General features: G+C 72.1%; 27 protein-coding genes. 18 read left to right on the forward strand and 9 right to left on the reverse strand.

Features of this window, described 5'->3' with window-relative positions; translation table 11 throughout:
• Nucleotide 1: 1 nt before the first annotated feature.
• A complete protein-coding gene (locus tag ACIB24_RS09190) occupies nt 2–331 on the reverse strand; it encodes a TfoX/Sxy family protein (protein WP_398278452.1) in 330 nt (109 codons plus the stop codon).
• A 1-nt stretch (nt 332) separates the two neighbouring features.
• The gene (locus ACIB24_RS09195; RefSeq protein ID WP_398278455.1) at nt 333–1,379 is read right to left on the reverse strand and encodes a DNA polymerase IV; all 1,047 of its coding nucleotides are present in this window, start codon (nt 1,377–1,379) and stop codon (nt 333–335) included.
• A 212-nt stretch (nt 1,380–1,591) separates the two neighbouring features.
• Here ACIB24_RS09195 and ACIB24_RS09200 point away from each other — a divergent pair, with 212 nt between their 5' ends.
• From ACIB24_RS09200 to ACIB24_RS09210, 3 genes are read left to right on the forward strand one after another with little or no spacing between them, the layout of a single operon-like run.
• A complete protein-coding gene (locus tag ACIB24_RS09200; protein WP_398278458.1) occupies nt 1,592–1,933 on the forward strand; it encodes a YciI family protein in 342 nt (113 codons plus the stop codon).
• Between the two features lie 4 nt (nt 1,934–1,937).
• The gene (locus ACIB24_RS09205) at nt 1,938–3,227 is read left to right on the forward strand and encodes an RNA polymerase sigma factor (protein WP_398278461.1); all 1,290 of its coding nucleotides are present in this window, start codon (nt 1,938–1,940) and stop codon (nt 3,225–3,227) included.
• Between the two features lie 46 nt (nt 3,228–3,273).
• A complete protein-coding gene (locus ACIB24_RS09210) occupies nt 3,274–4,110 on the forward strand; it encodes an LppX_LprAFG lipoprotein (protein ID WP_398278464.1) in 837 nt (278 codons plus the stop codon).
• On the opposite strand, the gene ACIB24_RS09215 is transcribed toward ACIB24_RS09210, so the two are convergent.
• The gene (locus ACIB24_RS09215) at nt 4,103–4,600 is read right to left on the reverse strand and encodes a mycothiol transferase (RefSeq protein WP_398278467.1); all 498 of its coding nucleotides are present in this window, start codon (nt 4,598–4,600) and stop codon (nt 4,103–4,105) included. The two genes, ACIB24_RS09210 and ACIB24_RS09215, sit on opposite strands and share 8 nt — an antisense overlap.
• Nucleotides 4,601–4,655: 55 nt before the next feature.
• Between ACIB24_RS09215 and ACIB24_RS09220 the strand changes: the two genes are divergently transcribed.
• The 4 genes from ACIB24_RS09220 to ACIB24_RS09235 all read left to right on the forward strand — a co-directional run bounded on the left by ACIB24_RS09220 (nt 4,656) and on the right by ACIB24_RS09235 (nt 7,443).
• Nucleotides 4,656–5,006 (forward strand): UBP-type zinc finger domain-containing protein, encoded by a 351-nt coding sequence (locus ACIB24_RS09220; RefSeq protein WP_398278470.1) that lies wholly within the window; start codon nt 4,656–4,658, stop codon nt 5,004–5,006.
• A gap of 60 nt (nt 5,007–5,066) precedes the next feature.
• Nucleotides 5,067–5,906 (forward strand): helix-turn-helix transcriptional regulator, encoded by an 840-nt coding sequence (locus ACIB24_RS09225; RefSeq protein WP_398278473.1) that lies wholly within the window; start codon nt 5,067–5,069, stop codon nt 5,904–5,906.
• 126 nt (nt 5,907–6,032) lie between these two features.
• A complete protein-coding gene (locus ACIB24_RS09230) occupies nt 6,033–6,971 on the forward strand; it encodes an SDR family oxidoreductase (protein WP_398278476.1) in 939 nt (312 codons plus the stop codon).
• 64 nt (nt 6,972–7,035) lie between these two features.
• Complete coding sequence (locus tag ACIB24_RS09235; RefSeq protein ID WP_398278479.1) at nt 7,036–7,443, forward strand: low temperature requirement protein A; 408 nt, start codon at nt 7,036–7,038, stop codon at nt 7,441–7,443.
• Nucleotides 7,444–7,586: 143 nt separating this feature from the next.
• Here the strand turns inward: ACIB24_RS09235 and ACIB24_RS09240 are convergent, their stop codons facing one another.
• Genes ACIB24_RS09240 through ACIB24_RS09250 form a run of 3 tightly spaced genes read right to left on the reverse strand, consistent with a single transcriptional unit; the run spans nt 7,587 to nt 11,188 of the window.
• Nucleotides 7,587–9,197: an APC family permease gene (locus tag ACIB24_RS09240; protein WP_398278482.1), complete on the reverse strand. Its 1,611-nt coding sequence runs from the start codon at nt 9,195–9,197 to the stop codon at nt 7,587–7,589.
• A gap of 39 nt (nt 9,198–9,236) precedes the next feature.
• Nucleotides 9,237–9,887 (reverse strand): response regulator, encoded by a 651-nt coding sequence (locus ACIB24_RS09245; protein WP_398278807.1) that lies wholly within the window; start codon nt 9,885–9,887, stop codon nt 9,237–9,239.
• Between the two features lie 23 nt (nt 9,888–9,910).
• Nucleotides 9,911–11,188, reverse strand: coding sequence for a sensor histidine kinase (locus ACIB24_RS09250; protein WP_398278485.1), 1,278 nt, complete (start codon nt 11,186–11,188; stop codon nt 9,911–9,913).
• Between the two features lie 145 nt (nt 11,189–11,333).
• Here ACIB24_RS09250 and ACIB24_RS09255 point away from each other — a divergent pair, with 145 nt between their 5' ends.
• On the forward strand, nt 11,334–13,358 hold the full coding sequence (locus ACIB24_RS09255) for an alpha/beta-hydrolase family protein (protein WP_398278488.1): 2,025 nt from the start codon (nt 11,334–11,336) through the stop codon (nt 13,356–13,358).
• Between the two features lie 75 nt (nt 13,359–13,433).
• Nucleotides 13,434–14,171 (forward strand): MgtC/SapB family protein, encoded by a 738-nt coding sequence (locus ACIB24_RS09260; RefSeq protein ID WP_398278491.1) that lies wholly within the window; start codon nt 13,434–13,436, stop codon nt 14,169–14,171.
• A 13-nt stretch (nt 14,172–14,184) separates the two neighbouring features.
• On the opposite strand, the gene ACIB24_RS09265 is transcribed toward ACIB24_RS09260, so the two are convergent.
• Nucleotides 14,185–15,105 carry a DNA-3-methyladenine glycosylase family protein gene (locus ACIB24_RS09265; RefSeq protein ID WP_398278494.1) on the reverse strand — a complete coding sequence of 307 codons (921 nt, stop codon included), beginning with the start codon at nt 15,103–15,105 and terminating at the stop codon, nt 14,185–14,187.
• Between the two features lie 94 nt (nt 15,106–15,199).
• Here ACIB24_RS09265 and ACIB24_RS09270 point away from each other — a divergent pair, with 94 nt between their 5' ends.
• Nucleotides 15,200–15,400 carry a hypothetical protein gene (locus ACIB24_RS09270; protein ID WP_398278497.1) on the forward strand — a complete coding sequence of 67 codons (201 nt, stop codon included), beginning with the start codon at nt 15,200–15,202 and terminating at the stop codon, nt 15,398–15,400.
• Nucleotides 15,401–15,404: 4 nt separating this feature from the next.
• Here the strand turns inward: ACIB24_RS09270 and ACIB24_RS09275 are convergent, their stop codons facing one another.
• Together ACIB24_RS09275 and ACIB24_RS09280 are read right to left on the reverse strand one after the other, a co-directional pair.
• Nucleotides 15,405–15,905, reverse strand: coding sequence for a DUF421 domain-containing protein (locus tag ACIB24_RS09275; protein WP_398278500.1), 501 nt, complete (start codon nt 15,903–15,905; stop codon nt 15,405–15,407).
• Nucleotides 15,905–16,435 carry a hypothetical protein gene (locus ACIB24_RS09280; RefSeq protein WP_398278503.1) on the reverse strand — a complete coding sequence of 177 codons (531 nt, stop codon included), beginning with the start codon at nt 16,433–16,435 and terminating at the stop codon, nt 15,905–15,907. Before ACIB24_RS09280 ends, ACIB24_RS09275 begins: the two co-directional genes overlap by 1 nt.
• Before the next feature lie 114 nt (nt 16,436–16,549).
• Here ACIB24_RS09280 and glpK point away from each other — a divergent pair, with 114 nt between their 5' ends.
• The 8 genes from glpK to ACIB24_RS09320 all read left to right on the forward strand — a co-directional run bounded on the left by glpK (nt 16,550) and on the right by ACIB24_RS09320 (nt 23,857).
• Nucleotides 16,550–18,067 carry a glycerol kinase GlpK gene (gene glpK / locus ACIB24_RS09285; protein ID WP_398278506.1) on the forward strand — a complete coding sequence of 506 codons (1,518 nt, stop codon included), beginning with the start codon at nt 16,550–16,552 and terminating at the stop codon, nt 18,065–18,067.
• Between the two features lie 183 nt (nt 18,068–18,250).
• The gene (locus ACIB24_RS09290) at nt 18,251–19,399 is read left to right on the forward strand and encodes an anion permease (RefSeq protein WP_398278509.1); all 1,149 of its coding nucleotides are present in this window, start codon (nt 18,251–18,253) and stop codon (nt 19,397–19,399) included.
• Nucleotides 19,400–19,410: 11 nt separating this feature from the next.
• Nucleotides 19,411–19,665, forward strand: a complete 255-nt coding sequence (locus ACIB24_RS09295; RefSeq protein ID WP_398278512.1) for a hypothetical protein — start codon at nt 19,411–19,413, stop codon at nt 19,663–19,665.
• A 113-nt stretch (nt 19,666–19,778) separates the two neighbouring features.
• On the forward strand, nt 19,779–20,927 hold the full coding sequence (locus ACIB24_RS09300; protein ID WP_398278515.1) for an anion permease: 1,149 nt from the start codon (nt 19,779–19,781) through the stop codon (nt 20,925–20,927).
• 29 nt (nt 20,928–20,956) lie between these two features.
• A complete protein-coding gene (locus tag ACIB24_RS09305) occupies nt 20,957–21,214 on the forward strand; it encodes a hypothetical protein (protein WP_398278518.1) in 258 nt (85 codons plus the stop codon).
• Nucleotide 21,215: 1 nt separating this feature from the next.
• Nucleotides 21,216–22,118 carry a polyphosphate kinase 2 gene (ppk2, locus tag ACIB24_RS09310; RefSeq protein ID WP_398278520.1) on the forward strand — a complete coding sequence of 301 codons (903 nt, stop codon included), beginning with the start codon at nt 21,216–21,218 and terminating at the stop codon, nt 22,116–22,118.
• A gap of 88 nt (nt 22,119–22,206) precedes the next feature.
• Entirely contained in the window at nt 22,207–23,064 is an 858-nt protein-coding gene (locus ACIB24_RS09315; RefSeq protein ID WP_398278523.1) for a spermidine synthase, read from the forward strand.
• Nucleotides 23,065–23,089: 25 nt separating this feature from the next.
• The gene (locus ACIB24_RS09320) at nt 23,090–23,857 is read left to right on the forward strand and encodes an NYN domain-containing protein (protein ID WP_398278526.1); all 768 of its coding nucleotides are present in this window, start codon (nt 23,090–23,092) and stop codon (nt 23,855–23,857) included.
• Nucleotides 23,858–23,860: the final 3 nt, after the last annotated feature.

The raw sequence follows: 23,860 nt of genomic DNA on the forward strand, positions 1-23,860 counted from the left end.
TTCACTTCGGCGGGAGGGTCTCCACGAACGCCACCCCGCGCGCGACCCACTCGGCCAGCGCGGCGTCGTCCTCGACCGCCTCGGGCGGCACGACCACCCAGCCCCGGGGCGTGCGGTTGGCGTTCATCTCGAACGGTCGGGTGTCGGCCCGGGCGATCAGTTCGTCGAAGTCGGCCGGGTCGATGCGCACCAGGAGCCCGTGCTTGACCAGGCCGCAGGCCATGTTCCCGTGCAGCATCATCCCGACGCCGCCGAACATTCGCTTCTCCACCACGTCCCGGGTGCCCAGCTGCGCCCGGATGCGGCCCGCCAGCTCCTCGTCGTACGCCATCTCAGTCCTCTCGCTCGAACTCGGCCCGGACCCCCAGCAGGCGGACCGGACCATGGTCGGTGAACCGGCTCAACGCGACCTGCACCCGCTCGTGCAGCACCGCCGGGTCGCGGGTCGGCGGCCGCACGACGATGCTGCGGGTCGGGGTGAAGAAGTTCCGGTAGCGCACCTTCACGCCCAACCGGCCCACCGGGCGCTCGTCGTCCGCGATGTCGGCCAGCACCGCCTCCAGCAACAGCACGACCTCGGCCCGCACCCGCTCCCAGTCGGCGATGTCCTCCTGGAACGTCACCTCCCGGCTGCGCGAACGGGCCACCCACGGGTCACCGACCACGGGCGAGGTGTCGGACCCCAGCGCGATGCGCCGCAGCCACGGCCCGATCTGCGGGCCGAACTCACCGGCCAGCACGTCGTCGTCCGCCGCCGCCAGCTGTCGCACGGTCGAATACCCAAGCGGCGCGAGGCGTTTCGCCGACCGGTCGCCGATGCCGTGCAGGCGGCTGACCGGTTCGTCGCCGAACAGGGGCATCCAGTCGGCGGCGGTGATGGTGTAGACGCCGCGCGGCTTGCCGAGGTCGGTGGCCATCTTGGCCATCAGCTTGTTCGGGCCGATGCCGACGCTCACGTCGAGCTGGGTGGCTTCCCGCACGCGCGCCTGCAGCTCGCGGGCGAAGCCGACCGGGTCGTCGGTCTCGACGCCGAGGAACGCCTCGTCCCAGCCGATCACCTCGACCACCGCGCCCTCTCCCGCCGGACCGACAAGCGTCTTCAGCGTGGCCATCACCTGCGCGGACACGGCCTCGTAGTGCGGCTTGTCGACCGGCAGGAACACGCAGTCGGGGCAGCGCCGGACGGCGACCTTCAACGGCAGGCCGGACCGGACGCCGAGCGCCCGGGCCTCGTAGGAGGCGGTGCTGACCACGGCCCGCTTGGTCGGGTCCCCGTCACCGCCCACCACCACCGGGCGGCCGCGCAGCTCGGGCCGGCGCAGCAGTTCGACCGCGGCCAGGAACTGGTCGAGGTCGGCGTGCAGCACCCAACGGGCCATGCGCGCGACCATACTGACCGGCACCGACACCCTGCGGTGATCATGCACAAACGCAGGTTCCGCCCGACCGTCGGAGCCCTTCTCCGTGCTCGAACCTGCGTTTGTGCATGATCACCGCAAGAAAAGAACAAGCGAGTTGTCGATCCGGCGCACCCGACCGCGTCGGGATGGTGTGGGCCCGACCGGCGGGCCCGTCCGAAGGGAAGAATCCGATGGCCCAGTACCTGATCCTGATCTACGAATCCGAGGCCGCCTACGCCACGGCCACGCCGGACGTGTACGGCGAGATCATGGCCGACCACGAGAAGTTCCAGGCCGGCCTCGAGGCGCTCGGCGTGAAGATGCTCGGCGGCGAGGCCCTGCAGGCGACGGCCACGGCCACCTCCATCCGGGAGGGCGGCGTGACCGACGGGCCCTTCGTGGAGACCAAGGAGGCGCTCGGCGGGTACTACCTGATCGAGGCGCCCGACCTGGACGCCGCGCTCGCCGCCGCCAAGACCTGCCCGGCGCGCTTCGGCGGGGTCGAGGTCCGTCCGATCATGACCTTCGAATGAGCCGATGAGCTCGCCGGCGCAGGCGGCCCCCGCCGAGGTGGCCGCCGCCGTCGCCGACGCGCACCGTCGCGAGTGGGGCCGGGTCCTCGCCGCGACGGTGCGCGTCACGCGCGACCTCGACCTGGCCGAGGAGTGCGTGCAGGACGCGTTCGCGGCTGCGCTCACCGCCTGGCGGGACGGCGTCCCCGACCGGCCCGGGGCCTGGCTCACCACGAGCGCGCGGCGCCGTGCGCTCGACCTGCTGCGCCGGGCCGACGTGGCCCGACGGGCCCTGCCCAAACTCGTCGACGATCCGTACTCGCCCGGCCCGGAAGAACTCTCGGCCGACCTCGCGGACGACGGGAGCGGCGACTACCCGGACGAGCGGCTACGGCTGGTGGTCACGTGCTGCCACCCGGCGCTGGCCCGCGAGGCGCAGGTCGCTCTCACGCTGCGGCTGGTCTGCGGCCTGTCCACCGCCGAGGTGGCGCGCGCCTTCCTGGTCCCTGAACCGACCATGGCCGCGCGGATCACCCGGGCCAAGAAGAAGATCGCGCTGGCCCGGATCCCGTACCGGGTGCCGCCCGCCGACGAACTGCCGCAGCGCGTCGAGGCGGTGCTGGGCGTCGTCCACCTGGTCTTCACGACCGGCCACGCCGCTCCCGCAGGGGAGGAGCTCGTGCGCCGGGATCTCGTCGAGCGGTCCTACGACCTGGCCCGCATGCTGCGCCGGTTGTTGCCCGGGAACGCCGACGTGGCCGGGCTTCTCGCCCTCGTCCTGCTCACCGACGCGCGGCGCGCGACCCGGGTGGCGGACGACGGTCGCCTCCTGCTGCTGGAGGAGCAGGACCGCTCGCGCTGGGACGCCTCCGCCATCGCCGAGGGCGTGGCGCTCGTCCGGGAGGCGCTGACGTCCCGGTCGGGCGGGCCGCCCAGCCGGTACGCGCTACAGGCCGCGATCGCCGCCGTGCACGCCGAGGCGCCGTCGTGGGACGACACCGACTGGCGCGAGATCCTCGCCCTGTACGGGGTTCTCGCGCAGGTGTGGCCGTCGCCCGTGGTGGCGCTGAACCGGGCCGTGGCGGTGGCCATGGTGCACGGTCCGGCCGCCGGCCTGGCCGCGGTCGAGGCGTTGGACGACGAGCCGCAGCTGGCCGGGTACCCGTACCTGCCGGCGACGCGCGCCGACCTGCTGCGCCGGCTGGGCCGGGTGGGGGAGGCGGCGGCGGCCTACCGGGTGGCGCTGGAGCTCACGGCGGGCGGTCCGGAGCGGGCCTTCCTCGCCCGACGCCTCGCAGAGTGTGACGGAGGGTAGAGTCCGCTCACGAAGCGTTAGCGTGAACTTGAGTGGGAGGGCGTTCATGCGGTTCGGTCGGCTCTGCGCGGGCGCAGTCGCGCTGTGCCTGGCGCTGGCCGCCTGCGGGGGCGCCCAGGGCGGCTCGGCCGGCCCGGCCGGCGATGGCGAGGCCGCGCCCGTGCAGCTCAGCCCCGCCCAACTCGTGTCGGCCGCCACCGACAAGGCTCAGGGCCTGTCGACGGCCAGGTTCACGATGAAGGTCGCCACGCAGCTGGACACCCTGAACATCCTGATCGACGCCGCGGGCCGGGTGGACACGTCGACCCTCTCGCTCGTCATGACGTCGAAGGTCCGGTTCGGGGGCGACACCCTCTACATGCACAAACGCGTGGTCGACGGGATCTTCTTCGTGGAGGGGCTGCCCGACATACCGGGCTGGGTCCGCGTCGACCCCGACGACCTCGCCGGCGGCCTGCACATCGGCCTGGACCTGGGTCAGGCCAGCGACCCCACCGGCATGTTCGCCCTGATCAGCGCGCTGAGCGAGGACGTGCACGAGGCAGGGGGCGCGACCGTCCGCGGCGAGCACGTCACCCGCTACACCGGCACCCTGAACGTGGCCAAGGCGATCGGTGCGGCACCGTCCGACTCCGACCCGCTGCGGAAGCTGGAGCAGCAGGCCCGATCGATGGGTTTCACCACGGCCCCCTTCACCGTCTACGTCGACGACCGGGGCCTGCCGGCGCGGGTCCAGCTCACGATGACGTCGTCCGGGACGGCCGACTCCCTGGTCTCGAAGGTCACGACCACCCAGGACTACTACGACTGGGGCGTCCCGGTGACGGTGAGGGTGCCCGCCGGAGCGAAGCCGATGGATCAGCCGCTGGACCTGCTCAAGTGAGCAGGCCCCGGACGTAGTTGGCCTGGCCCGCGTGCTGCAGGTCGTCGGACAGCACGCTCACCAGCCGCACGCCCAGCGTGACCGGCGGGTCCCAGTTGTCGTCCACCACGGTGTCCAGCCCCTCGTCCGTCAGGGTCTTCAGGAACTCCTGCGTCGCGGCGTGCACCGCGTCGAAGTAGCCCGTCAGCAGTTCGGGGCCGACCCGCACGGCCAGCACGTCGTCCGCGCTCTGCCCGTATCCGGTGGCCTCGTCGTCGAACGGCAGCCCGAAGGTCCTGGCCCAGCTCGTCGTCCAGACCTGCTCGGTGCCCGCGACCTCGGCGACGTGGTCGTCCTGGACCCGGGTCAGGTGCCAGACCAGCCAGCCGATGGTGTTGCCGCCGGGCGCCGGTGGGGTGGAGAGCGTCTCGACGGTCAGGCCCTTCACGGCCCCGTGCACCAGGCCGGGCAGGCGCCCGAACGACTCGACCAACAACTCACGTGTGTCCATGCCTGAGAGGTCTACTCCACCGGGACCCGCCCGCAAGCGGGATAGCCTGGGTGGCGTGACGGAGATTTCGGGTATCGACCCGGCGGCGGTCCCCAGCGGCACCGGCTGCGCCGACTGCGACGCGCTCGGCGGCTGGTGGTTCCACCTGCGCCGGTGCGCGCAGTGCGGGCACATCGGCTGCTGCGACTCCTCGCCCGCCCAGCACGCCAGCGCCCACGCCCGGGAGACCGGCCACCGGATCGTGCGCAGCTTCGAGCCGGGCGAGGACTGGTTCTGGGACTACGTCACCGAGGACTACTACGACGGGCCCGCGCTGGCCGACCCGCAGGCGCGCCCGGCCGGCCAGTCGGTGCCGGGCCCGAAGGAGCGCGTACCGGCCGACTGGAAGCAGCACCTGCACATGTAGCGGTGCGGGGTGGACGCGCAGGTCCTGGATACGGCGGGTGCGGCGCGGTAGGAACGAACGGTGATCGACCGTGACGGCCTGGCCGAGTTCCTGCGACAGCGCCGCCAGGCCCTGCAACCCGAGGACGTCGGCCTGCCCCGTGGCCCGCGCCGCCGCACGGACGGCCTGCGCCGCGAGGAGGTCGCCGCCCTGTGCCACATGTCGGTCGACTACTACGCCCGGCTGGAGCGGGGCACCGGGCCGCAGCCGTCGGAGCACATGATCGCCTCGATCGCCCAGGGCCTGCACCTCACCCTCGGCGAGCGCGACCACGTGTTCCGGTTGGCCGGGCACAACCCGCCGGTGCGTGGCTGGACCGGCGAGCACGTGGGCCCCGGGATGCTGCGCATCCTCGACCGCCTCGACGACACGCCCGCCGAGATCGTGACCGAGCTCGGTGAGACGCTGCGCCAGAGCCCCCTGGGGGCCGCCCTGCTCGGTGACGCCTCGACCCGCTCGGGGCCGCAGCGCAGCATGGGGTACCGGTGGTTCACCGATCCGGCCGCGCGGGCGCCGTACCCCGCGGACGAACAGGAGGTGCTCGGGCGGGTCTACGCCGCGGGGCTGCGGGAACTCGTGACGCTCCGCGGGGCCGACTCGCCCGCGGCGCGCCTGGCCGACCTGCTGCTCGCGCGCAGCGTGGAGTTCGCGGCGCTGTGGGCCCGGCACGAGGTCGGGGTGAAACCGCCCGAGCTGAAGCGGTTCGACCATCCGAGCGTCGGCCGGCTGGAGCTGAACTGCCAGACCCTGCTGGACCCGGACCATTCGCACCGGCTCCTGGTCTACACGGCGGTGCCGGGCAGCGAGAGCCACGAGAAGCTGCGGCTGCTGTCGGTGATCGGCACCCAGACCCTCAGCTGAGCGGACCCGGAGGGGTGGACCGGCAGGGCACGGATACGCAGGCCCTTCATCCGGAACCCGGCCCGTCCCAGGCTGGACCTCGGACCAGGCCCCTGGACGGAGGGGCCGTCGAGCTGAGGAGAACCCGTGCCACGCACCGACGATGATGCCCTGTCCGACTTGAGCGGGAAGCTCGCCGTGGTCACCGGGGCCAGCGACGGGATCGGCCTGCAGATCGCGACCCGGCTCGCCGCGGCGGGCGCCGAGCTGGTGCTGCCCGTGCGCAACCCCGCCAAGGGCGCGGCGGCCGTCGAGACGATCCGGGCCCGCACGCCCCGGGCCCGGGTCGTCACCGCGCCCCTCGACCTGTCGTCGCTGTCCTCGGTGGCTGCCCTCGTCGACGACCTGATCGCCCAGGGCCGGCCGATCGACATCCTGATCAACAACGCCGGCGTCATGACCCCACCGCATCGGCAGGTCACCGCCGACGGGTTCGAGCTGCAGTTCGGCACCAACCACCTGGGACACTTCGCGCTCACCCTCGGGCTGCTCTCCCTGCTGCGCGCCGGCCGGGCTCGGGTGACCCATCAGACGAGCATCGCCGCCCGCCGGGCCTCGATCCACTGGGACGACCTCGACGCCGAGCGCGACTACGGCAACGGGACGTGGGCCTACGCCCAGTCCAAGCTCGCCTGCGCCCTCTTCGCCCGCGAACTCGACGTGCGCAGCCGGGCCGCCGGCTGGGGCCTCAGCAGCAACCTCGCCCATCCCGGCGTCTCGCCGACCAACCTGCTCGCCGCCCAGCCCGTTCTGGGCCGCTCGCGCGACACGAACGGCCGGCGCCTGGTCCGGCTGCTGTCGCGGCTCGGCGTCGTCGGGACCGTCCCGACCGCCGCCGGTCCGGCGGTGCTGGCCGCCGCCGGACCCGACTCGCGGGGTGACCAGTTCTTCGGGCCGAAGCGCACGGTCGGCGGGCCGCCGGTCCAGCTGGAGTTCTGGGAACCGATGCGCGACCTGGACGACGCGCACCGGCTCTGGGAGGAGTCGGCGCGCCTCGTGGGCCCGAGGTTCGCCGTCCCCGCCTGACCGGGCTGCTCGCCGGCCCGCTACCTGACGTGCCGGTGGTCACCGTCCACGCCAGGATGCCGCCATGATCGAGGCCACGGCGGACGTGCGGGCCCAGCTGCGCGCGGATCTGCGTCACCGGCTGCGCCCCATGACCGGGCGCGACCCCGACGAGCGGGGCCGCGCCACGACGCCCGTGGAGCTGCTCTACGACCTCACCTACGTCATCGCCTTCGCCGTCGCGGCCGAGCAGCTGGCCCACGGGATCGGCGAGGGACACCCCGGCGCGGCCGTCGGGGCCTACCTGTTCGCCGTCTTCTCGGTCACGTGGGCGTGGCTGAACTTCACCTGGTTCGCGTCGGCCTACGGCAACGACGACGCGCTGTTCCGGGTGGCGACCCTGGTCCAGATGATCGGGGTGGTGGTGCTGGCCTTCGGCCTGGCGCCGAGCTTCGCGGCCGCCGCCGAGGGGGCGCCCCGAACCATCCGCTGATGGTGGCCGGCTACGTGGTGATGCGGGTGCCGCTGATCGGTCTCTGGTTACGGGCCGCCCGGGAGGACCCCGAGCGCCGCCGGGCCGACATCGGCTACGCCCTGGTGATCGGTCTGGCCCAGGTGGGCTGGGCCGGCCGGTGGTCAGGGCGCGTCGCGGTGCTCCAGCGGATCGGGGATCGGTTCGGCCACGACCTCCTGGCCGAACAGGTTCCGCGAGTGACGGCGGGGCAGCGTGTGGCCCTTGAAGTACTCGGGCGCGAACCGCGAGTAGATCACCATCAGGACCACGCCGAAGGCCAGCGTCCCGATCCCCAGCACGAACACGCTGCCGATCCCCGCGATCGACGTCTCCCCGTAGTTCGGGTCGGCGTACTGGAAGCAGGCGATGACGAACGCGGCCAGCAGCAGCAACCCGCCCAGCAGGGGCGCGACGCCTCGGAGCAGGAGCGTCCGCCCGCTCGTGAACAGGTCGTGCCGGTAGAACCAGGCGCACGCGAAACCGGTGAGCCCGTAGTAGAAGGCGATCGCCAGGCCGAGGGCCGAGATCGAGTCGGCCAGGACGTTCTCGCTGATCAGCGTCAGCCCGACGTAGAACAGGATCGACACGCCACCCATCCACAGCGTGGAGTCGACCGGCGTCTGATGCTTGGCGTGGATGCGGGCGAAGTTCGTCGGCAGCGCCTTGAACGAGCCCATCGACAGGGACGTGCGCGCGGTCGGCAGGATCGTCGTCTGGGTGGACGCCGACGCCGAGGTGAGCACGGAGATCACCAGCAGGGCCTCCATCACGGTCCCGAACGCGCCGCTGCCGAACACGTTCGCGCCCAGCGCCTGGAAGACGTCGTCGGAGTTCTCCGGGTTGCCGAGCCCGATCCCCGACGTGCCAACTCCGGCGAAGGCCACGGTGGCGGTGCTGACGATCGCGTACGTGGCCAGCAGCAGGAGGGTCGACAGGACGGCGGCCCGCCCCGGCGTCGTCCCCGGGTCGTCGCTCTCCTCGTTCACCGCCACGGCCGTGTCCCAGCCCCAGTAGATGAAGACCGCGATCAGCGTGGCCGTGACCATCCCGTTCAGGGTCAGGCCGCCGGGCCACAGCCAGCCGAGGCTCGGGTGCAGTGAACCCTCCGGCGCGTCGCCCGCGTAGACCTTGCCGAGAGCGATCACCGAGAAGATCACCAGGACGACGACTTCGGTGGCCAGCAGGCCGTACTGCAGGCGGGCCGAGACCTCGATCCCGCGGTAGCAGATGTAGGTCATGACGACGATCCAGACGATGCCCGCGACCGTCGTCCACAGGGAGCTGTCGGCCAGGCCGGCCGCGGAGTCCCAGCCGAACACGCCCATCAGCTTGAAACCGTAGGAGCCGGCGATCTGGGCGAGGTTGGCCATCACGATCACGTCGGCGGCGATGATGCCCCAGCCGCCCATCCAGCCGACCCACGGCCCGAAGGCGCGGGCGCTCCACGTGAACGTGGTGCCGCAGTCGGGTTCGGCCTTGTTCAGCTCCTGGTAGGCCAGCGCGATCAGGAACATCGGGACGAACGCCAGCAGCATGATCGCCGGCGCCTTGACCCCGACGATGCCGTCGCCGTCCGTCGTGGCCACGACGAAGCCGAGGCTCGCGGCCAGGCTGTACGCCGGGGCGGTCGAGGCGACCCCGACCACGACGCTGGAGAGCAGCCCGAGGGCGCCGCCCTTGAGGCCCTTGCCCGCCGCCTCGTCCCTGGACGGGCTCTCGCTGATCGCACTCATGATCGGAAGGTACGCCCGGGCAACAGAGTCTGGGAAGGGTCAGCGGCGAGGCTGCACGAGCCCGCTCTCGTAGGCCAGGACGACGGCCTGGGCCCGGTCCCGCAGGTCGAGCTTCGTGAAGATCCGGCTGACGTGGGTCTTCACGGTCTGCTCGCCCAGCACCAGCTCCGCGGCGATCTCGGCGTTGGACAGCCCGCCGGCGATCAGCTGGAGCACCTCGGTCTCCCGCGGGGTGAGCGAGTTCAACCTCGGGGCAGGGGCTTTGGTGGACGACGGGCGCCGGGCGAACTCCTCGATCAGCCGCTTGGTCACGGTCGGGGCGAGGAGGCCGTCGCCGGCGGCGACGATCTGCACGGCCCGGATCAGCTCGTCGCCGCGCGCGTCCTTCAGCAGGAAGCCGCTGGCCCCGGCCCGCAGCGCCTCGTACACGTAGTCGTCGAGGTCGAAAGTGGTCAGCATCAACACCTTCGGCGGCCGGCCCAACGGTGAGGCCATGATCCGGCGGGTCGCCTCGATGCCGTCCAGGGTGGGCATCCGGACGTCCATCAGGACGACGTCGGGCTCCAGTCGCAGCACCTCACGCACCGCCTGGGCGCCGTCGGCCGCCGACCCGATCACCTCGAGGTCCGGCTGCGCGTTCAGCAGCGCGGAGAAACCCTCCCGGACCATCGCCTGGTCGTCGACGACCATCACCCGCGTCGGGCTCACGCCACTCACGCGGGTCCCGCCGTGGCCAGCGGGAGGGTCGCGTGCACGGCGAACCCGCCGTCCCCGGTCGGCCCCGCGCTCATGCTCCCGCCCTCCGCCTGCACCCGTTCCCGCATCCCCGGCAGACCGTGCCCGCCGCCCGCCGCGTCGGGCGCGACCGGCTGGTCGGTGGCCTCGTTGACCACCAGCAGGTCGAGGGTGTCGGGCGCGCGGGACACGGTCAACCGGACCCCCGCGCCGGGCGCGTGCCGGGCCGCGTTGGCCAGGGCCTCCTGCACGATCCGGTAGGCCGCCAGCGACGTCCCGGGGCGCAGCCCCTCCAACCCGCCCCGCACCTCGGCGTCGATCCGCATCCCGGCCCGGCGGGCGCCGTCCACCAGGTCGTCCAGCACCTCCAGCCCCGGCTGCGGGGCGTGCTCGGCCGCCTGTCCCTCCTGGCGCAGAACGTTCAGGAGAGAACGGGTCTCGGCCAGCGCCGAGCGTGCTGAGGTGCTGATGCTCTCCAGTTCGGCCCGCACGTCGGCGGGCAGCTCGCCCAACCGGTAGGGGGCGGTCTCGGCCTGCACCACGACCAGCGACATGTGGTGGGCGACGATGTCGTGCAGGTCGCGGGCGATCCGGGTGCGCTCCTCGAGGATGATCCGCCGGTCCATCTCCGCCTTGGCCGCCTCCTCCTGGCGGGCCAGGCGGCGCTGGGTGCGGACCAGTCGCCCCGACAGCAGGCCCAACAGCGCGACCGCGGTGACCGCGACGATCCAGCCCGCCCGGTCGCCCTCCGGCGTCCCCCAGTAGTAGAGCAGCGACGTGACGAACCAGGCGCCCACCCCGCGCCACACCTCTTCACGCGCACAGACGGCGAAAAGCAGCACGAAGAGCGCCAATCCGTGCACGACGGGCCACTGCCACTCCAGCCCGGGCAGCGTCGGCACGGTGACGCCCAGCACGTAGGCCGAGGTGACCGAGATGGCCCAGCCGGTGGCCGGGAACCGGCTGACCGCCAGCAGCACCGGCAGACCCGCGATCGCCCCGAAGAAGGGCGCGACGCCCAGGCCGATGTCGTACGTGTACTCCGCGGTGCCGAACCCGACGAAGAAGAAGATGATCGCCAGCAGCCAGACCAGCCCGACCAGCAGCCGGCGGCGGGTGGTCAGGGTGCGGGCGTCGTCCGCGCTCAGCCACTGGTACGTCGCCCGGCCGCCCCGGACGCTCCAGCGGCCGGTGGCCGCCAGACCCCGCCCGAGACCTCGCCCGGTTCCGCGCAGTACTGCTCCGATGACACGCACGTCCCCGACCCTAAACAGCCCCGGCCGGGCTCGGCGTCACCCTGGGGAGGGATGTTCCCGCCCGGCGTAACCCCGCCGGGGGAGCGGCAAAACCCCACGTCAGAGCGACGATCGCGAGGCCGTCCGGTTCCTACTTTCCGGCGTCATGAGCTCGAACCGACGCCTCTGCGTCCTCCTGGCCACCCTGACCGGCCTCGCCGCCGCCCTCCTGGTCGCCCAGCTCGCCGGCGGCTGGGGGTGGGCGCGCAGCACCGGGACGCAGCAGCCGGACGCCGCCCGCGCGGTTGCGGCGCTGGCCGGCGGTTCCACCCCGGTCCGGTTCCCCGCCGACTTCGCGTCGGTACTGGGGTACGCGCCGGCCGTCGAGCCGGTGAACGGTTCGCCGGCGCCGGTGCGCGCGGACGGCGGGTGCTCGTCGCCGTGGGGCGCGACCTCCTACGACTTCGGGGCGCCCTGCCGGCAGCACGACCTCGGTTACGACCTGCTGCGCTACGCCGGTCTGAAGGGCCAGCCGCTGGGGGCGTGGGCGCGGCGGGCCGTCGACGGGCACTTCCACGACGAGCTGGCCGAGCGGTGCGGCGGTGGGCTGCGCTGCTCGGCGGTCGCCGCGTTCTACGTCGACGCCGTGCGGTTCAACTCGTGGCGGCAGGGCTGGGGCGTGCCGGTCGTCGAACCGCTGGATGAGCTGCTGGCGCCGGTGTTCGCCGGCGTCTTCGCCGGGGTCGTCGCGGGTGTGCTGGTCGGGGCGTCGCGGGTGCGGCGCCGCGGCCTGTCGTTCGTGCGGACGGCGGTCGCCTCGCCCCGGCTGCTGGGCCGGGCCGGGTCGCTGCTCGTCGCCGCGTCCGTGCTGGCGCTGTGCCTCCAGCCGGCGTCGGTGCCGCGGCCGCTGTGGGCCCAGGCGCTGATCGCCGGGGCCGCGGCCGGGCAGGCGTACCTGCTGGGCGGCCCGTTCGGTGGTCTGTTCGCCCGGGTCCCGGGCCGGCGGTGGCGGGTCGCGGCGCTTGCGCTGATCCCGGTCGTACTGGGGTGGGGTGCGGTCGCGGCGGTGGCGTCGCAGCTGCGGCTGCTCGGCGAGGTCGGGCGGAGCGTGCCCGTGCCGGGCACCGAGCTGCTGGCGGTGCCGCTGGCGGCGGCCGTGGCGGCGCTGCTGGTGCTGGCCGTCCACGGGGTGCTGCGCGTCGTAACCCGTGGGACCCGCGCCCTGGTGAGCGGGTTGGCGCGTCCGGTCGGCCGGCGACTGGCGGCGGTGCTGCTGGTGCCCGGCCTGGTGATCGGGGTCGGCACCGCGGAAGCCGCCGCGGCCGCGCCCTTCGCCCCCGTCGCCTCCGGCGTGCCCAGCCGAAGCACAGAAATGACGCCGCAGACGGCCGAATCTCTGTGCTTCGGGTCGGCATGCCGGGCCGAGTTGGGGGCCAAGGGGCGCCAGTTCCTGTCCGGGACGACGCCCGCCGGGCCGGGCGCCTCGGCGCCCGTCCGGGTGTACGTGGGCCGCGATCAGGCGTCGTCGGCGCGGGCCCGGGCCGCGCTGGCCGTCGCCGAGTTGGAGCGCGCCGGTGGGTTCGACAAGTCGGTGCTGCTGCTCGCCGTCCCGACCGGGTCCGGGTGGGTGAACCCGGAGGCGGTCGCCGAGCTGGAACTGCTGCGGCACGGGGACGTGGCCAGCGTGGCCGTGCAGTACGCGGCGTCGCCGAGCTGGTTGGCGTACGTGCGCGGCGGCGAGGGCGTGCAGGCGACGGTGCGGGCCCTGGTCTCCGCGGTGCACGAACAGGTGGCGGCCCGGCCCGCGTCGAAGCGTCCGACGGTGCTGCTGTACGGCGAGAGTCTCGGCGCCTGGGGTGGTCTGAACGCCTACCCCGATCGGGACCGGCTGTTCCGCCAGGTCGACGGCGCGCTGTGGGTCGGCGTGCCCTCGGGCGCCGGTGCGCATCTGTCCGGGGCCGACGAGTACCCGGAGCGGGTCGTCGTCCACCCCGACGACCCGGTGCCCGCCTGGACACCCGCGCTGATGGTGCACCCCGTACCCGAATGGCACCACCAGTGGCTGCCTTTCGTCTCCTTCTGGCGAGCGACCGCCGACGTCGTCTCGGCCCTGAACACGCCGGCCGGCCATGGCCACCGGTACGGCGCCGAGCTGGCCGACGACTGGCGGGCCCTCACCGTCGCGGCGTGAGCGGCGTGCCTGAGACCGGGATGCGCGGGTAGGGGACAGGCGCGAAGATCGAACGATCCGGACGAGGAGGCGGCCGTGGACGTGAGTGACCTGGCGGCCAGTCACGGGCAGGGCTGGCTGCAGGTGGGCGAGCTGCTGCTGGCCTTCGGGCTGTCCGCGGCCGTCGGGCTGGAACGGCACCTGCGGGGCAAGAGCGCCGGGCTACGGACCCAGACCATCGTCGGGGTCTCGTCGGCGCTGTTCATGCTGGTCAGCAAGTACGGGTTCGGGGACGTCCTGGCGGAGGGGTACGTGGTGCTCGACCCCTCGCGGGTAGCCGCGCAGATCGTCTCGGGCATCGGCTTTCTCGGCGCCGGGTTGATCCTCATCCGGGGGGACAGCATCCAGGGGCTGACGACGGCGGCGTCGGTGTGGGAGACCGCGGCGATCGGTACGGCGGCGGGCGCGGGACTGCCGCTGCTGGCCCTGATCGTGACGGTGCTGCACTTCGTCTCGGTGTTCGGGTTCACCTGGCTGGTGCACCGGTTCCCCCGCCGGGGGGCGCCCGACGTGCGGCTGCGGATCGGGTACCGGGACGGTCAGGGGTCGCTGCGGCAACTTCTGGGTCTCAGTACCGACGGCGGGTGGAGCGTCACCCAGCTGCGGACCAGCGAGCACCGCGTCGACGGCGAACCGCGCGTCACGGCGATCCTCGACCTCACCCACCCGGTCGCCGGTGCGCCCGACCCCGCAGCGGACGACCTCGTCGCGCGGCTCGCCGCCGTCGCCGGGGTGACCGACATCCGCCGTGAGGACCGCGACGACCTGGAGTAGCACCCGGAGTAGTTCAGCCGCCGACGCGCAGGTAGTGCGCCCAGTAGCCCCGGGCGTCGCCGTACGGCTCGGCCAGGCGGGCCAGCTCGGCCGCGTCGACCGCGTGCCCGTACACCCGGCTCGCGGCCCTCAGCATCTCGGCGTCGTCGGAGCCCCGCTCCATCCGGCCCAACCCACGGATCAGCACGAACGTGGCCGACCAGGGCCCGATCCCGGGCAGGGAGAGGAGGAACTGCTCGACCTCCTCGTACGGGGCGTGGCGCAGGAACGACTCGTCGACCTCGGCCAGCTGCTGCAGTGTGCGGTGGAGGTACGAGGCCTTGCGGGTGTTGCGGACGTGCTCGGCCAGCTGCTCCTCGCTGAGCCGGTTCAGCTCGTTGAGCGACGGGAACGGCTGCAACTCGTACCCGAAGGCCTGCACCGGCGGGTTGAGCGCGGCCATCAGCCGGGCCTTCGCGTCGCGGGCCACCGCCATCGGGGTGCGCTGGGCCAGGATCGCCCACACGACGTGCTCGACCGGGGTCGGGAACTTCACCTGGTGGTAGCCGCGCAGCTCGGCCTCGACCGCGGCGAAGGCCGGGTCCTGACCGGCGCCGGCCAGCAGGGGGGAGAGGTCGTCGTCCAGCGACAGGAAGAAGCTCAACCGGTCGGTGACCGCCTCGCGCAGCACCGCGTCGACCGGGTCGGGTGACGCGACGTCGACCACGAGCCCGCCCGGGCCGGCGCCGATGCGCGTCGCGACCGTGTGCCCGTACAACCGCCAGGCCTTGACCAGCGCCCCGTCGGCCACCACCTGCTCGCCGCGGGTGGCCGGGAACCCGGCGACGAACTCCAGCGCGTGCCGGAACTCGAACGGTTGCCGCGCCGCGATTCTCAGTCTCGCCTCGTGCACGGCCCGAACCCTGTCCCTCGTCGTGACGGTCGCTGTACTCATGACGGGGACGCTAGGCCCGACCACCGACAGTCTCGCGGGATCGGCTGTTCGGAGGGGTTGACGAGGCGGTCGCCGCTCGTCAAACATCGAACACATGTTCGAAGATGATGCGGACGAGGTCGAGTGGGTGCTCGCGACGTACAGGCGACTCGAGGAGGCGGCCGCGGCCGACTTCGAGGGCATGTCGCAGCAGGACATGATGAGGCTGTGGGTCGACGCCGAGGCGGTGCGCAGCTACGCCGAACGCCGTCGGGTCGAAGCGGTGCGCGAGCTCGAAAGGCGCCGCGCGTCCTGAGAACTCAACCGACGTTGGGCTTCTCGGGGGCTCCGCTCTCGTCGTGCTGATCAGAGTCGCCGTCCAGCTCGCGGGTGAAGAACGAGATGCGCCCGTCGGCCTCCAGCACGGCCAGCTCGATCTGGGCCAGCCGGCGGATGCCCTGCTCGCGCGCCGAGGCGAACAGGTCCGAGACCGACATCTGCTCGCCGGAGAGGGCTTTCAGGTCGGGTTGCCCGTCGCGGAGGATGGCGATGGCCGTCCCGTGGGTGAAGGGTCGCGTGCGCGGCCAGTGGCTCTGCACCAGCGAGACGCCGGCGGTCAGCACCGCGAACGTCGAGATGGCCAGCACCGCACCGGTGATCGAGTAGTCCTGCTGCGTCACGCCCTGCTGGACGAGGTCGCCCATCGCGACGTACAGCACGAGCTGGAAGGTGCTCAGCTCGCCGAGCGTGGCCCGGCCCAGGGCGCGGGTCACGAGCCACAGGAACAGGTAGATGACCGCGGCGCGGAAGACGATCTCCATCAGGGCACCAGCCAGGTCCGGTAGTCGACGTGGGTGACCTCGCGACCGTCGACGATCAGCGTCGTCCGCCCGGTCCGGCCCCGCTGACTGGCCGGCTGGATGTAGGCGTCGTAGGCGACGGTGAAGCTCGTCGCCCCCTCCGGCGGCGCGAACGTCTGGTAGAGCACGCCACCGGCCGCGGTCTCGGAGTCGGGTTCCGGTGAGAATCCCTGCGTTTCGAACATCTCGAAGTACGTGGACGACGTCGCGAGCGTGAGCTCACCGTCGAACCCGTCCGCCCGGGTCACCGTGACCTTCCACGGCGAGTCGAGCCCGGCTCGTGAGACGCGCGCGTAGTCGAGGGCGATCGAGTACCCTCCGCCCGACGCCCGCGCCGTGCTGGTGTGCACGCCGAGCAGCCCCGTCGCCCCGGCCAGCACGACGACCAGCAGCACGACGAGCGCGGCCCGCCGCCCCATCAGGCCGCGCCGGATCTCGGAGGCGTCCTTGACCTCGGCGACCGTCGAATCGCCGACCCGATCCTCACTCACGCCGCCGACCGTAGACCCGGCTCCCGTCGTCCGCCCGCGCAGTCGATCACGGCCTCGCGAGCACTCCGCCGTTAGGGTTGCGAACCCGAGGCGGACTTCAGCGAGGGAGCGACGATGCCTGACTTCGTGGCGGCGATCGACCAGGGCACCACCAGCACCCGGTGCATGCTGTTCGACCACGACGGGCGCGAGCGGGGCAAGCATCAGCTCGAGCACGAGCAGATCATGCCGAGACCGGGGTGGGTCGAGCACAACCCGATCGAGATCTGGGAGCGCACGAGCGCCGTCATCCAGACCGTGATGGGCCAGAAACGTCTCGAGGCAACGGATCTGGCGGCTCTCGGCATCACCAACCAGCGCGAGACGACGGTCGTCTGGAACCCGCGCACCGGCCGCCCGTACTACAACGCCATCGTCTGGCAGGACACCCGCACCGACCGGATCGCCTCCGCGCTCGAACGGGAGGGGAAGGGCGACATCATCCGGCAGAAGGCCGGCCTGCCGCCCGCAACCTACTTCTCCGGCGGAAAGATCCAGTGGATCCTGGAGAACGTCGAGGGCGTCCGCGAGGCGGCGCAGCGCGGGGAGGCGGTCTTCGGGACGACGGACAGCTGGCTGCTGTGGAACCTCACCGGCGGGACGCGTGGGGGAGTGCACGTCACGGACGTGACGAACGCCAGCCGCACGATGCTGATGAACCTCGAAACCCTCGACTGGGACGACGAACTGCTGTCGTTCTTCGGCATCCCGCGCGAGATGCTGCCGGCCATCAGGCCGTCGTCGGCGCCCGACCCGTACGGCGTCACCCCCGACAGCGGGCCGTTCGCCGGTGAGGTGCAGCTGACCGGGGATCTCGGGGACCAGCAGGCGGCGATGGTCGGGCAGGTGTGCCTGAAGCCCGGCGAGGCCAAGAACACCTACGGCACGGGCAACTTCCTGCTGTTGAACACCGGTACCGAACCGGTCCGCTCGCAGAACGGCCTGCTGACCACCGTCTGCTACCAGTTCGGCGACGCCGCCCCCGTGTACGCGCTCGAGGGCTCGATCGCCGTCACCGGGAGCGCGGTGCAGTGGCTGCGCGACCAGCTCGGCATCATCTCGGGTGCCGCGCAGAGCGAGAGCCTGGCCCGCCAGGTCGACGACAACGGCGGTGTCTACTTCGTCCCGGCCTTCTCCGGTCTGTTCGCCCCCTACTGGCGTTCCGACGCGCGCGGCGCGATCGTCGGGCTGTCCCGGTACAACACGAACGCCCATATCGCGCGGGCCACGCTGGAGGCGATCTGCTACCAGAGCCGTGACGTGGCCGACGCGATGGAGAAGGACTCCGGCGTCCACATCGAGGTGTTGAAGGTCGACGGCGGGGTGACGGCCAACGAGCTGTGCATGCAGATCCAGGCCGACGTCCTCGGCGTCGACGTCAGCCGGCCCGTGGTGGCCGAGACGACGGCCCTCGGCGCGGCCTACGCGGCCGGACTGGCCACGGGTTTCTGGAGCGACCCCGACGACCTGCGGCAGAACTGGCAGGAGGACCGCCGCTGGAGCCCGACGACCACCGACGAGCAGCGAGCGGATGGTTACGCAGGGTGGCGCAAAGCGGTCGAACGGACCCTCGGCTGGGTCGACGTCGACTGACCTGGTTAGCTTCCGTTGGCCCGGCCGACGGGTCGCGTCTGACGCCGGTTCAGCTAGTTCATCTGGCGTTTGCCTGGCGTTCATCGCCGATCGGAGGCGCGGGGGTCGGCGGGGCGTGACCCTTGCTCTGGCACGGTGCTGCCGGTCTGTCGGCCGCACGAACGGAAAGGCTTGGACGCGCTCATGATCTTGCTGGCGGTGGTCGTCGCAACGGCTCTGGCGTTCGACTTCACCAACGGTTTCCATGACACGGCCAACTCCATGGCCGCCTCGATCGCGACCGGGGCGCTGCGGCCCCGGCTCGCCGTCCTGGTCTCGGCGGTGCTGAACTTCGTCGGTGCCCTCCTGTCGCTCTCCGTGGCGGCGACGATCGCCAAGGGCATCGTCGAACCGGGCGCGATCACCCTCACCACGGTGTTCGCGGGCCTGATCGGCGGCATCTCGTGGAACCTGTTCACCTGGTACTTCGGCATCCCGTCCAGCTCCAGCCACGCCCTGATCGGCGGTGTGGTCGGGGCCACCCTGGTGGCCGCCGGCTCCGACGCCGTGCTCGGCCACGGCCTCGTGGCCAAGGTGCTGATCCCGGCCCTCCTGGCCCCGCTCACCGCCGCCCTGGTCGCCGGGCTGGGCACCTTCGGGGTCTACCTGGTCACCCGGCGGATCGCCCCCGACTTCCGGGACAAGGGTTTCCGGTTCGGTCAGATCGGGTCGGCCTCGCTGATCTCGCTGGCCCACGGGACGAACGACGCGCAGAAGACGATGGGCATCATCACGCTCGCGCTGATCGCCAACGGGACGATCAACAAGGACGCGGACGTGCCGATGTGGGTCATCCTGTCCTGCGCGCTGGCCATCAGCCTCGGCACCTACCTGGGCGGCTGGCGCATCATCCGTACGCTCGGCAAGGGTCTGGTCCAGATCGAGCCGCCGCAGGGCTTCTCGGCCGACTCCTCGTCGGCGGCGGTCATCCTGGCCTCGTCGCACTTCGGCTTCCCGCTGTCCACCACCCACGTGGCCACCGGCTCCGTGATCGGTTCGGGCATCGGCCGGCGGGAGGCGAAGGTCCGGTGGAGCATCGCCGGGCGGCTCGGCCTCGCCTGGCTGACCACGCTGCCCGCGGCCGGCCTGGTCGGCGCCCTGGCCTGGAAGCTGGCCGACCTGCTCGGCGGCGACCTCGGCGTCACGGTGGTCTTCGTGCTCGCGGCGAGCCTCGCGCTGTGGCTCTACCTGCTGTCCCGCCGGGACCGGGTCGACGCCTCGAACGTCACGGACGACTGGATTCCCGCCAACGTCCCCGAGACCACGGCGCCGGTCGCCGTCCCGGCTCCCTGAGGAGGCGCCCGATGAGCGACTACATCGACTTCGACGCCCTCGGGCAGGTCCTGCTCGCGAGCCTGATCGCCGGGGTGGGCCTGGTGGTCGTCTTCGCGCTGGGCATGGTCGGGCTGGCCGGCTGGACGACGTCCCGCGCCGAAGGCGTCCAGGTCACCACCTCCGGGGCCCGCCGGGGCGCGAGCCTGGCGGTCGCCGTCCTGTGCTTCGCGGTCGTGGTGGGTGGCGTGCTGGCCGGGGTCGGCACGATCCTGGCCAAGTCCTGAACACTTCGCGCCGCATTTGCCTCCCGTTTGCTGACTGACGGCCGCCTGGCCGCCGTGCAGGCTCAACCTTTCGACGGAACCGGCCCACCGCCGGAGCGGTCGAGAGGAACACCATGGATGCCAACACGATCCTGCTCGCGGTGGTCGTGGCCACCGCGCTCGCCTTCGACTTCACGAACGGGTTCCACGACACGGCCAACGCGATGGCCACGTCGATCGCCACGGGCGCGCTGCCGCCCCGGGTCGCCGTCGCCCTCTCCGCGGTGCTGAACTTCGTCGGTGCCCTGCTCTCGCTGTCCGTCGCCGCGACGATCGCCAAGGGCATCGTCGACGCGGGCGCCATCACCCTGACGGTCGTGTTCGCCGGGCTGGTCGGCGGCATCACCTGGAACCTGCTCACCTGGTACTTCGGCATCCCGTCGAGCTCGTCGCACGCCCTCATCGGTGGAGTCGTCGGCGCCACCTGGATCGCCGCCGGCACCGGGGCGATCGAGGGCCAGGGGATCGTCTCGAAGGTGCTGATCCCCGCGGTGCTGGCCCCGGTGGCCGCCGCCCTGGTCGCCACCCTCGGCACGTTCAGCGCCTACTCGATCACCGCCCGCGTGAACCAGGGCGTGCGCAACCGCGGTTTCCGGATCGGTCAGATCGGGTCGGCCTCGCTGGTCTCGCTGGCCCACGGGACGAACGACGCACAGAAGACGATGGGCATCATCACGCTCGCGCTGATCGCCAACGGCACCATCGGCCAGGATGCGGACGTCCCCCTGTGGGTGATCCTGTCCTGTGCGCTGGCCATCAGCCTCGGCACCTACCTGGGCGGCTGGCGGGTCATCCGCACGCTGGGCAAGGGCCTGGTGGAGATCGAGACGCCGCAGGGCTTCTCGGCCGAGACCTCCTCCGCCGCGGTCATCCTGGCCTCGTCGCACTTCGGCTTCCCGCTGTCCACCACGCACGTGTGCACCGGCTCGGTGATCGGCTCGGGGGTCGGCAAGCGGCTGGCCGAGGTGCGCTGGAGCGTGGCCGGGCGACTGGCGCTGGCCTGGGCGCTGACGTTGCCCGCGGCCGCCCTCGTCGGGGCGCTGGCGTTCAAGAGCGCGGACGTCATCGGCGGCACTGCCGGAGCCATCGTCGTCTTCGGGATCGGTGCCGCGCTGGCCGGTGCCCTCTTCGCGGCCTCGCGCCGCACGCCGGTGCACGCCGGCAACGTCAACGACGACTGGGCGGGTGGGGTGGCCCCGGCCTCCGCACCGGTTGCGGTCTGAAGGCCCTGCGGATCGACTGGAGGATGAGGATGAGCGACTACATCGACTTCGACGCCCTCGGCCAGGCCCTGCTGTTCAGCCTGGTCGCCGGCGTGGGCCTCGTGGTCTTCTTCGCGCTGGGGATGGTCGGCTGGTCCCTCTACGAGGGCCGGGTGGACGATGTCGGCCCCGGGGAGACGGTGACCGTCGCCTCGAAGCCGGCCGGCCTCGCGCTCTCGGTGGTCAGCTTCGCCGTCGTGCTGTCGGGTGTGGCGATCGGCATCTTCGCGATCTTCGACAAGGGGTGACGTGGACTACCTGTCGGATCTGAGCCGCTACACCGTCCACGACGTCGAGGACGACGACCCCGTCCTGCTCGACGCCGAGGGCAACGCCGTGGACACCTGGCGGGAGGGCTACCCGTACGACGAGCGGATGCCCCGGGACGAGTACGAGCGGCTCAAGCGGCTCCTGCAGATCGAGCTGCTGAAGCTGCAGAACTGGGTGAAGGCCAGCGGCGAGAAGGTCGTCGTCCTGTTCGAGGGCCGCGACGCGGCGGGCAAGGGCGGCACGATCAAGCGATTCACCGAACACCTCAACCCGCGCGGGTCCCGGGTCGTCGCGCTGGAGAAGCCGACCGACCGCGAGGCCGGCCAGTGGTACCTGCAGCGCTACGTGCAGCACCTGCCCACCCGCGGGGAGATCGTGCTGTTCGACCGCTCCTGGTACAACCGCGCCGGGGTCGAACGGGTGATGGGCTTCTGCTCACCCGCCGAGTACCTCGAATTCATGCGCGAGGCACCGGAGTTCGAGCGGATGCTGGTGCGCTCCGGCATCCACCTCGTGAAGCTGTGGTTCTCGGTCTCGCAGTCCGAGCAGCGCACCCGGTTCACGATCCGGCAGGTCGACCCGGTGCGGCAGTGGAAGCTGTCCCCGACCGACCTCGCCTCGCTGGACAAGTGGCAGGCCTACACCGAGGCCAAGGAGGCGATGTTCTTCTACACCGACACCGCCGACGCGCCGTGGACCGTGGTGAAGAGCAACGACAAGAAGCGGGCCCGGGTCGAGGCGATGCGGCACGTGCTGAACCGGTTCCCCTACCCGAACAAGGACGTGGAGCTGGTCGGCACGCCCGACCCGCTGATCATCGGCCCGGCGTCCGACGTGTACGAGCAGGGGGAGCACAGCGGGAAGATGTTCCCCCGCCTCTAACTCTCGTGATCATGGAAACTTCTCGTGTGGGCTCGCCTCGGAGTCAGGAGAAGATTCCTTGATCACGGGTGAAAAGTAGGGTGGAGGCATGGCGGGACGACGGGTGCGGCCGGTGCGGGCCGACGTCACCGCCGGGGTGGCCGAGCTGGTGCCCGACCCCGACTCGTCGACGGCCTGGTTGCTCGCCGTCGACGGGACGCCGCAGTCGCACGTCGACCTGGCCGACCCGTTGCGGCTGGAGTTCGAGTACGTCCGCTGGATCGCCCGCCTGATCGACGCGATGGCCCCCGCGGGGGAGAGGCTGTCGGTGCTGCACCTCGGCGGCGGCGCCTGGACCCTGCCGCGCTACGTCGCCGCCACCCGCCCCGGTTCCGACCAGCGGGTGGTGGAGCTCGACGCGGGGCTGGTCGAGTTCGTCCGGGAGCACCTGCCGTTGCCGCCGCGCTCGGGGGTCCGGGTGCGCGTCGCAGACGCGCGTGAGGTGCTGACGACGGTGCGCGCCGCCTCGTTCGACCTCGTGGTGCTCGACTGCTTCACCGGGGCGCAGGTGCCGGCCCACCTCACGTCGCGGGAGTGCTTCGAGCTGGCCGCCGCCGCGCTGCGGCCGGGCGGGTTCCTGGCCGTGAACGTGGCCGACGGGTCGCAGCTGCGCTTCACGCGGGCCGAGGCGGCGACCGTCGCCGGGGTGTTCCCGGAGGCGGCGCTGATCTCCACACCTCTGGTGATGCGCGGGCGCCGGTTCGGCAACGTGGTGCTGATCGGCTCCCCGGGCGGGTCCGTGCCGCCGGACCTGGCCCGGTCGTTGCTCATCGATCCGGTCCCGGCCCGGTTGCGCGACCGCGCCCAGCTGACCGCCTTCGTCGCCGGCGCCGCCCCGATCACCGACGCCACGGCCGCCGCGTCGCCGGCCCCGCCGCCCGGCTGGCTGTCCGACCTCGCCCGCTGAGGCGCTTTCCGCCAGGATGGCTCGCATGGCTGGTGACGGGGTGCGGCTCGCAGTGCTGATCGACGCGGACAACACGTCACCGAAGTTCGCGGAGGCGTTGCTGGCGGAGATCGCCAAGTACGGCACCGCGCACGCGCGGCGCGCCTACGGTGACTGGACGGGGAACCAGCTGAACGGCTGGAAGGAGCAACTGCTGAAGCAGTCGATCCAGCCGATCCAGCAGTTCGCCTACACGGTCGGGAAGAACGCCACCGACTCGGCGATGGTCATCGACGCGATGGACCTGCTCTACTCCGACCGTTTCGACGGGTTCTGCATCGTCTCCAGCGACAGTGACTTCACGCGGCTCGCCGCGCGGATCCGGGAGTCGGGACTGATCGTCTACGGCTTCGGCGCCCGCAAGACGCCCGAACCGTTCGTCGCCGCGTGCGACAAGTTCATCTACATCGAGAACCTGGCCTACGAGGACCCGGACGTCCCGGCCAAGCCCGGGGCCGCTCCGCGAGCACGCCGCACCGCGGCCCAGCTCAAGGGGGACACCCGCCTGGTGAACCTCCTGCGTACCGCCGTGGAGGCCGCCTCGGACGACGACGGCTGGGCGGCTCTGGGTGGGGTGGGCAGCATCATGACCAAGCAGCGGCCCGACTTCGACTCGCGCACCTACGGCTTCGCCAAGTTGAGCGACCTGTTCGAGGCGACGACCCTGTTCGAGGTCCGGCGGCGCAAGAACTCGGACGGTCAGCAGGCCGGAGTGTTCGTGAAGGACCGTCGGACTCCGGAGCCCAACTCGTAGCCC

Origin of the sequence: Spongisporangium articulatum (assembly GCF_044465595.1) — a bacterium.
In the GTDB taxonomy this organism is placed as follows: domain Bacteria; phylum Actinomycetota; class Actinomycetes; order Actinomycetales; family Kineosporiaceae; genus Spongisporangium; species Spongisporangium articulatum.

Excerpts from the sequence above, each read along its gene's own strand:
- ACIB24_RS09200 (WP_398278458.1), top strand. The coding sequence starts at position 1,592 with ATGGCCCAGTACCTGATCCTGATCTACGAATCCGAGGCCGCCTACGCC.
- ACIB24_RS09295 (WP_398278512.1), top strand. The coding sequence starts at position 19,411 with ATGAGCGACTACATCGACTTCGACGCCCTCGGGCAGGTCCTGCTCGCG.
- ACIB24_RS09300 (WP_398278515.1), top strand. The coding sequence starts at position 19,779 with ATGGATGCCAACACGATCCTGCTCGCGGTGGTCGTGGCCACCGCGCTC.
- ACIB24_RS09235 (WP_398278479.1), top strand. The coding sequence starts at position 7,036 with ATGATCGAGGCCACGGCGGACGTGCGGGCCCAGCTGCGCGCGGATCTG.
- ACIB24_RS09205 (WP_398278461.1), top strand. The coding sequence starts at position 1,938 with ATGAGCTCGCCGGCGCAGGCGGCCCCCGCCGAGGTGGCCGCCGCCGTC.
- ACIB24_RS09265 (WP_398278494.1), bottom strand. The coding sequence starts at position 15,105 with ATGAGTACAGCGACCGTCACGACGAGGGACAGGGTTCGGGCCGTGCAC.
- ACIB24_RS09210 (WP_398278464.1), top strand. The coding sequence starts at position 3,274 with ATGCGGTTCGGTCGGCTCTGCGCGGGCGCAGTCGCGCTGTGCCTGGCG.
- ACIB24_RS09305 (WP_398278518.1), top strand. The coding sequence starts at position 20,957 with ATGAGCGACTACATCGACTTCGACGCCCTCGGCCAGGCCCTGCTGTTC.
- ACIB24_RS09255 (WP_398278488.1), top strand. The coding sequence starts at position 11,334 with ATGAGCTCGAACCGACGCCTCTGCGTCCTCCTGGCCACCCTGACCGGC.
- glpK (WP_398278506.1), top strand. The coding sequence starts at position 16,550 with ATGCCTGACTTCGTGGCGGCGATCGACCAGGGCACCACCAGCACCCGG.
- ACIB24_RS09190 (WP_398278452.1), bottom strand. The coding sequence starts at position 331 with ATGGCGTACGACGAGGAGCTGGCGGGCCGCATCCGGGCGCAGCTGGGC.
- ACIB24_RS09315 (WP_398278523.1), top strand. The coding sequence starts at position 22,207 with ATGGCGGGACGACGGGTGCGGCCGGTGCGGGCCGACGTCACCGCCGGG.
- ACIB24_RS09290 (WP_398278509.1), top strand. The coding sequence starts at position 18,251 with ATGATCTTGCTGGCGGTGGTCGTCGCAACGGCTCTGGCGTTCGACTTC.
- ACIB24_RS09270 (WP_398278497.1), top strand. The coding sequence starts at position 15,200 with ATGTTCGAAGATGATGCGGACGAGGTCGAGTGGGTGCTCGCGACGTAC.
- ACIB24_RS09215 (WP_398278467.1), bottom strand. The coding sequence starts at position 4,600 with ATGGACACACGTGAGTTGTTGGTCGAGTCGTTCGGGCGCCTGCCCGGC.
- ACIB24_RS09275 (WP_398278500.1), bottom strand. The coding sequence starts at position 15,905 with ATGGAGATCGTCTTCCGCGCCGCGGTCATCTACCTGTTCCTGTGGCTC.
- ACIB24_RS09320 (WP_398278526.1), top strand. The coding sequence starts at position 23,090 with ATGGCTGGTGACGGGGTGCGGCTCGCAGTGCTGATCGACGCGGACAAC.
- ACIB24_RS09245 (WP_398278807.1), bottom strand. The coding sequence starts at position 9,887 with ATGGTCGTCGACGACCAGGCGATGGTCCGGGAGGGTTTCTCCGCGCTG.
- ACIB24_RS09195 (WP_398278455.1), bottom strand. The coding sequence starts at position 1,379 with ATGGCCCGTTGGGTGCTGCACGCCGACCTCGACCAGTTCCTGGCCGCG.
- ACIB24_RS09240 (WP_398278482.1), bottom strand. The coding sequence starts at position 9,197 with ATGAGTGCGATCAGCGAGAGCCCGTCCAGGGACGAGGCGGCGGGCAAG.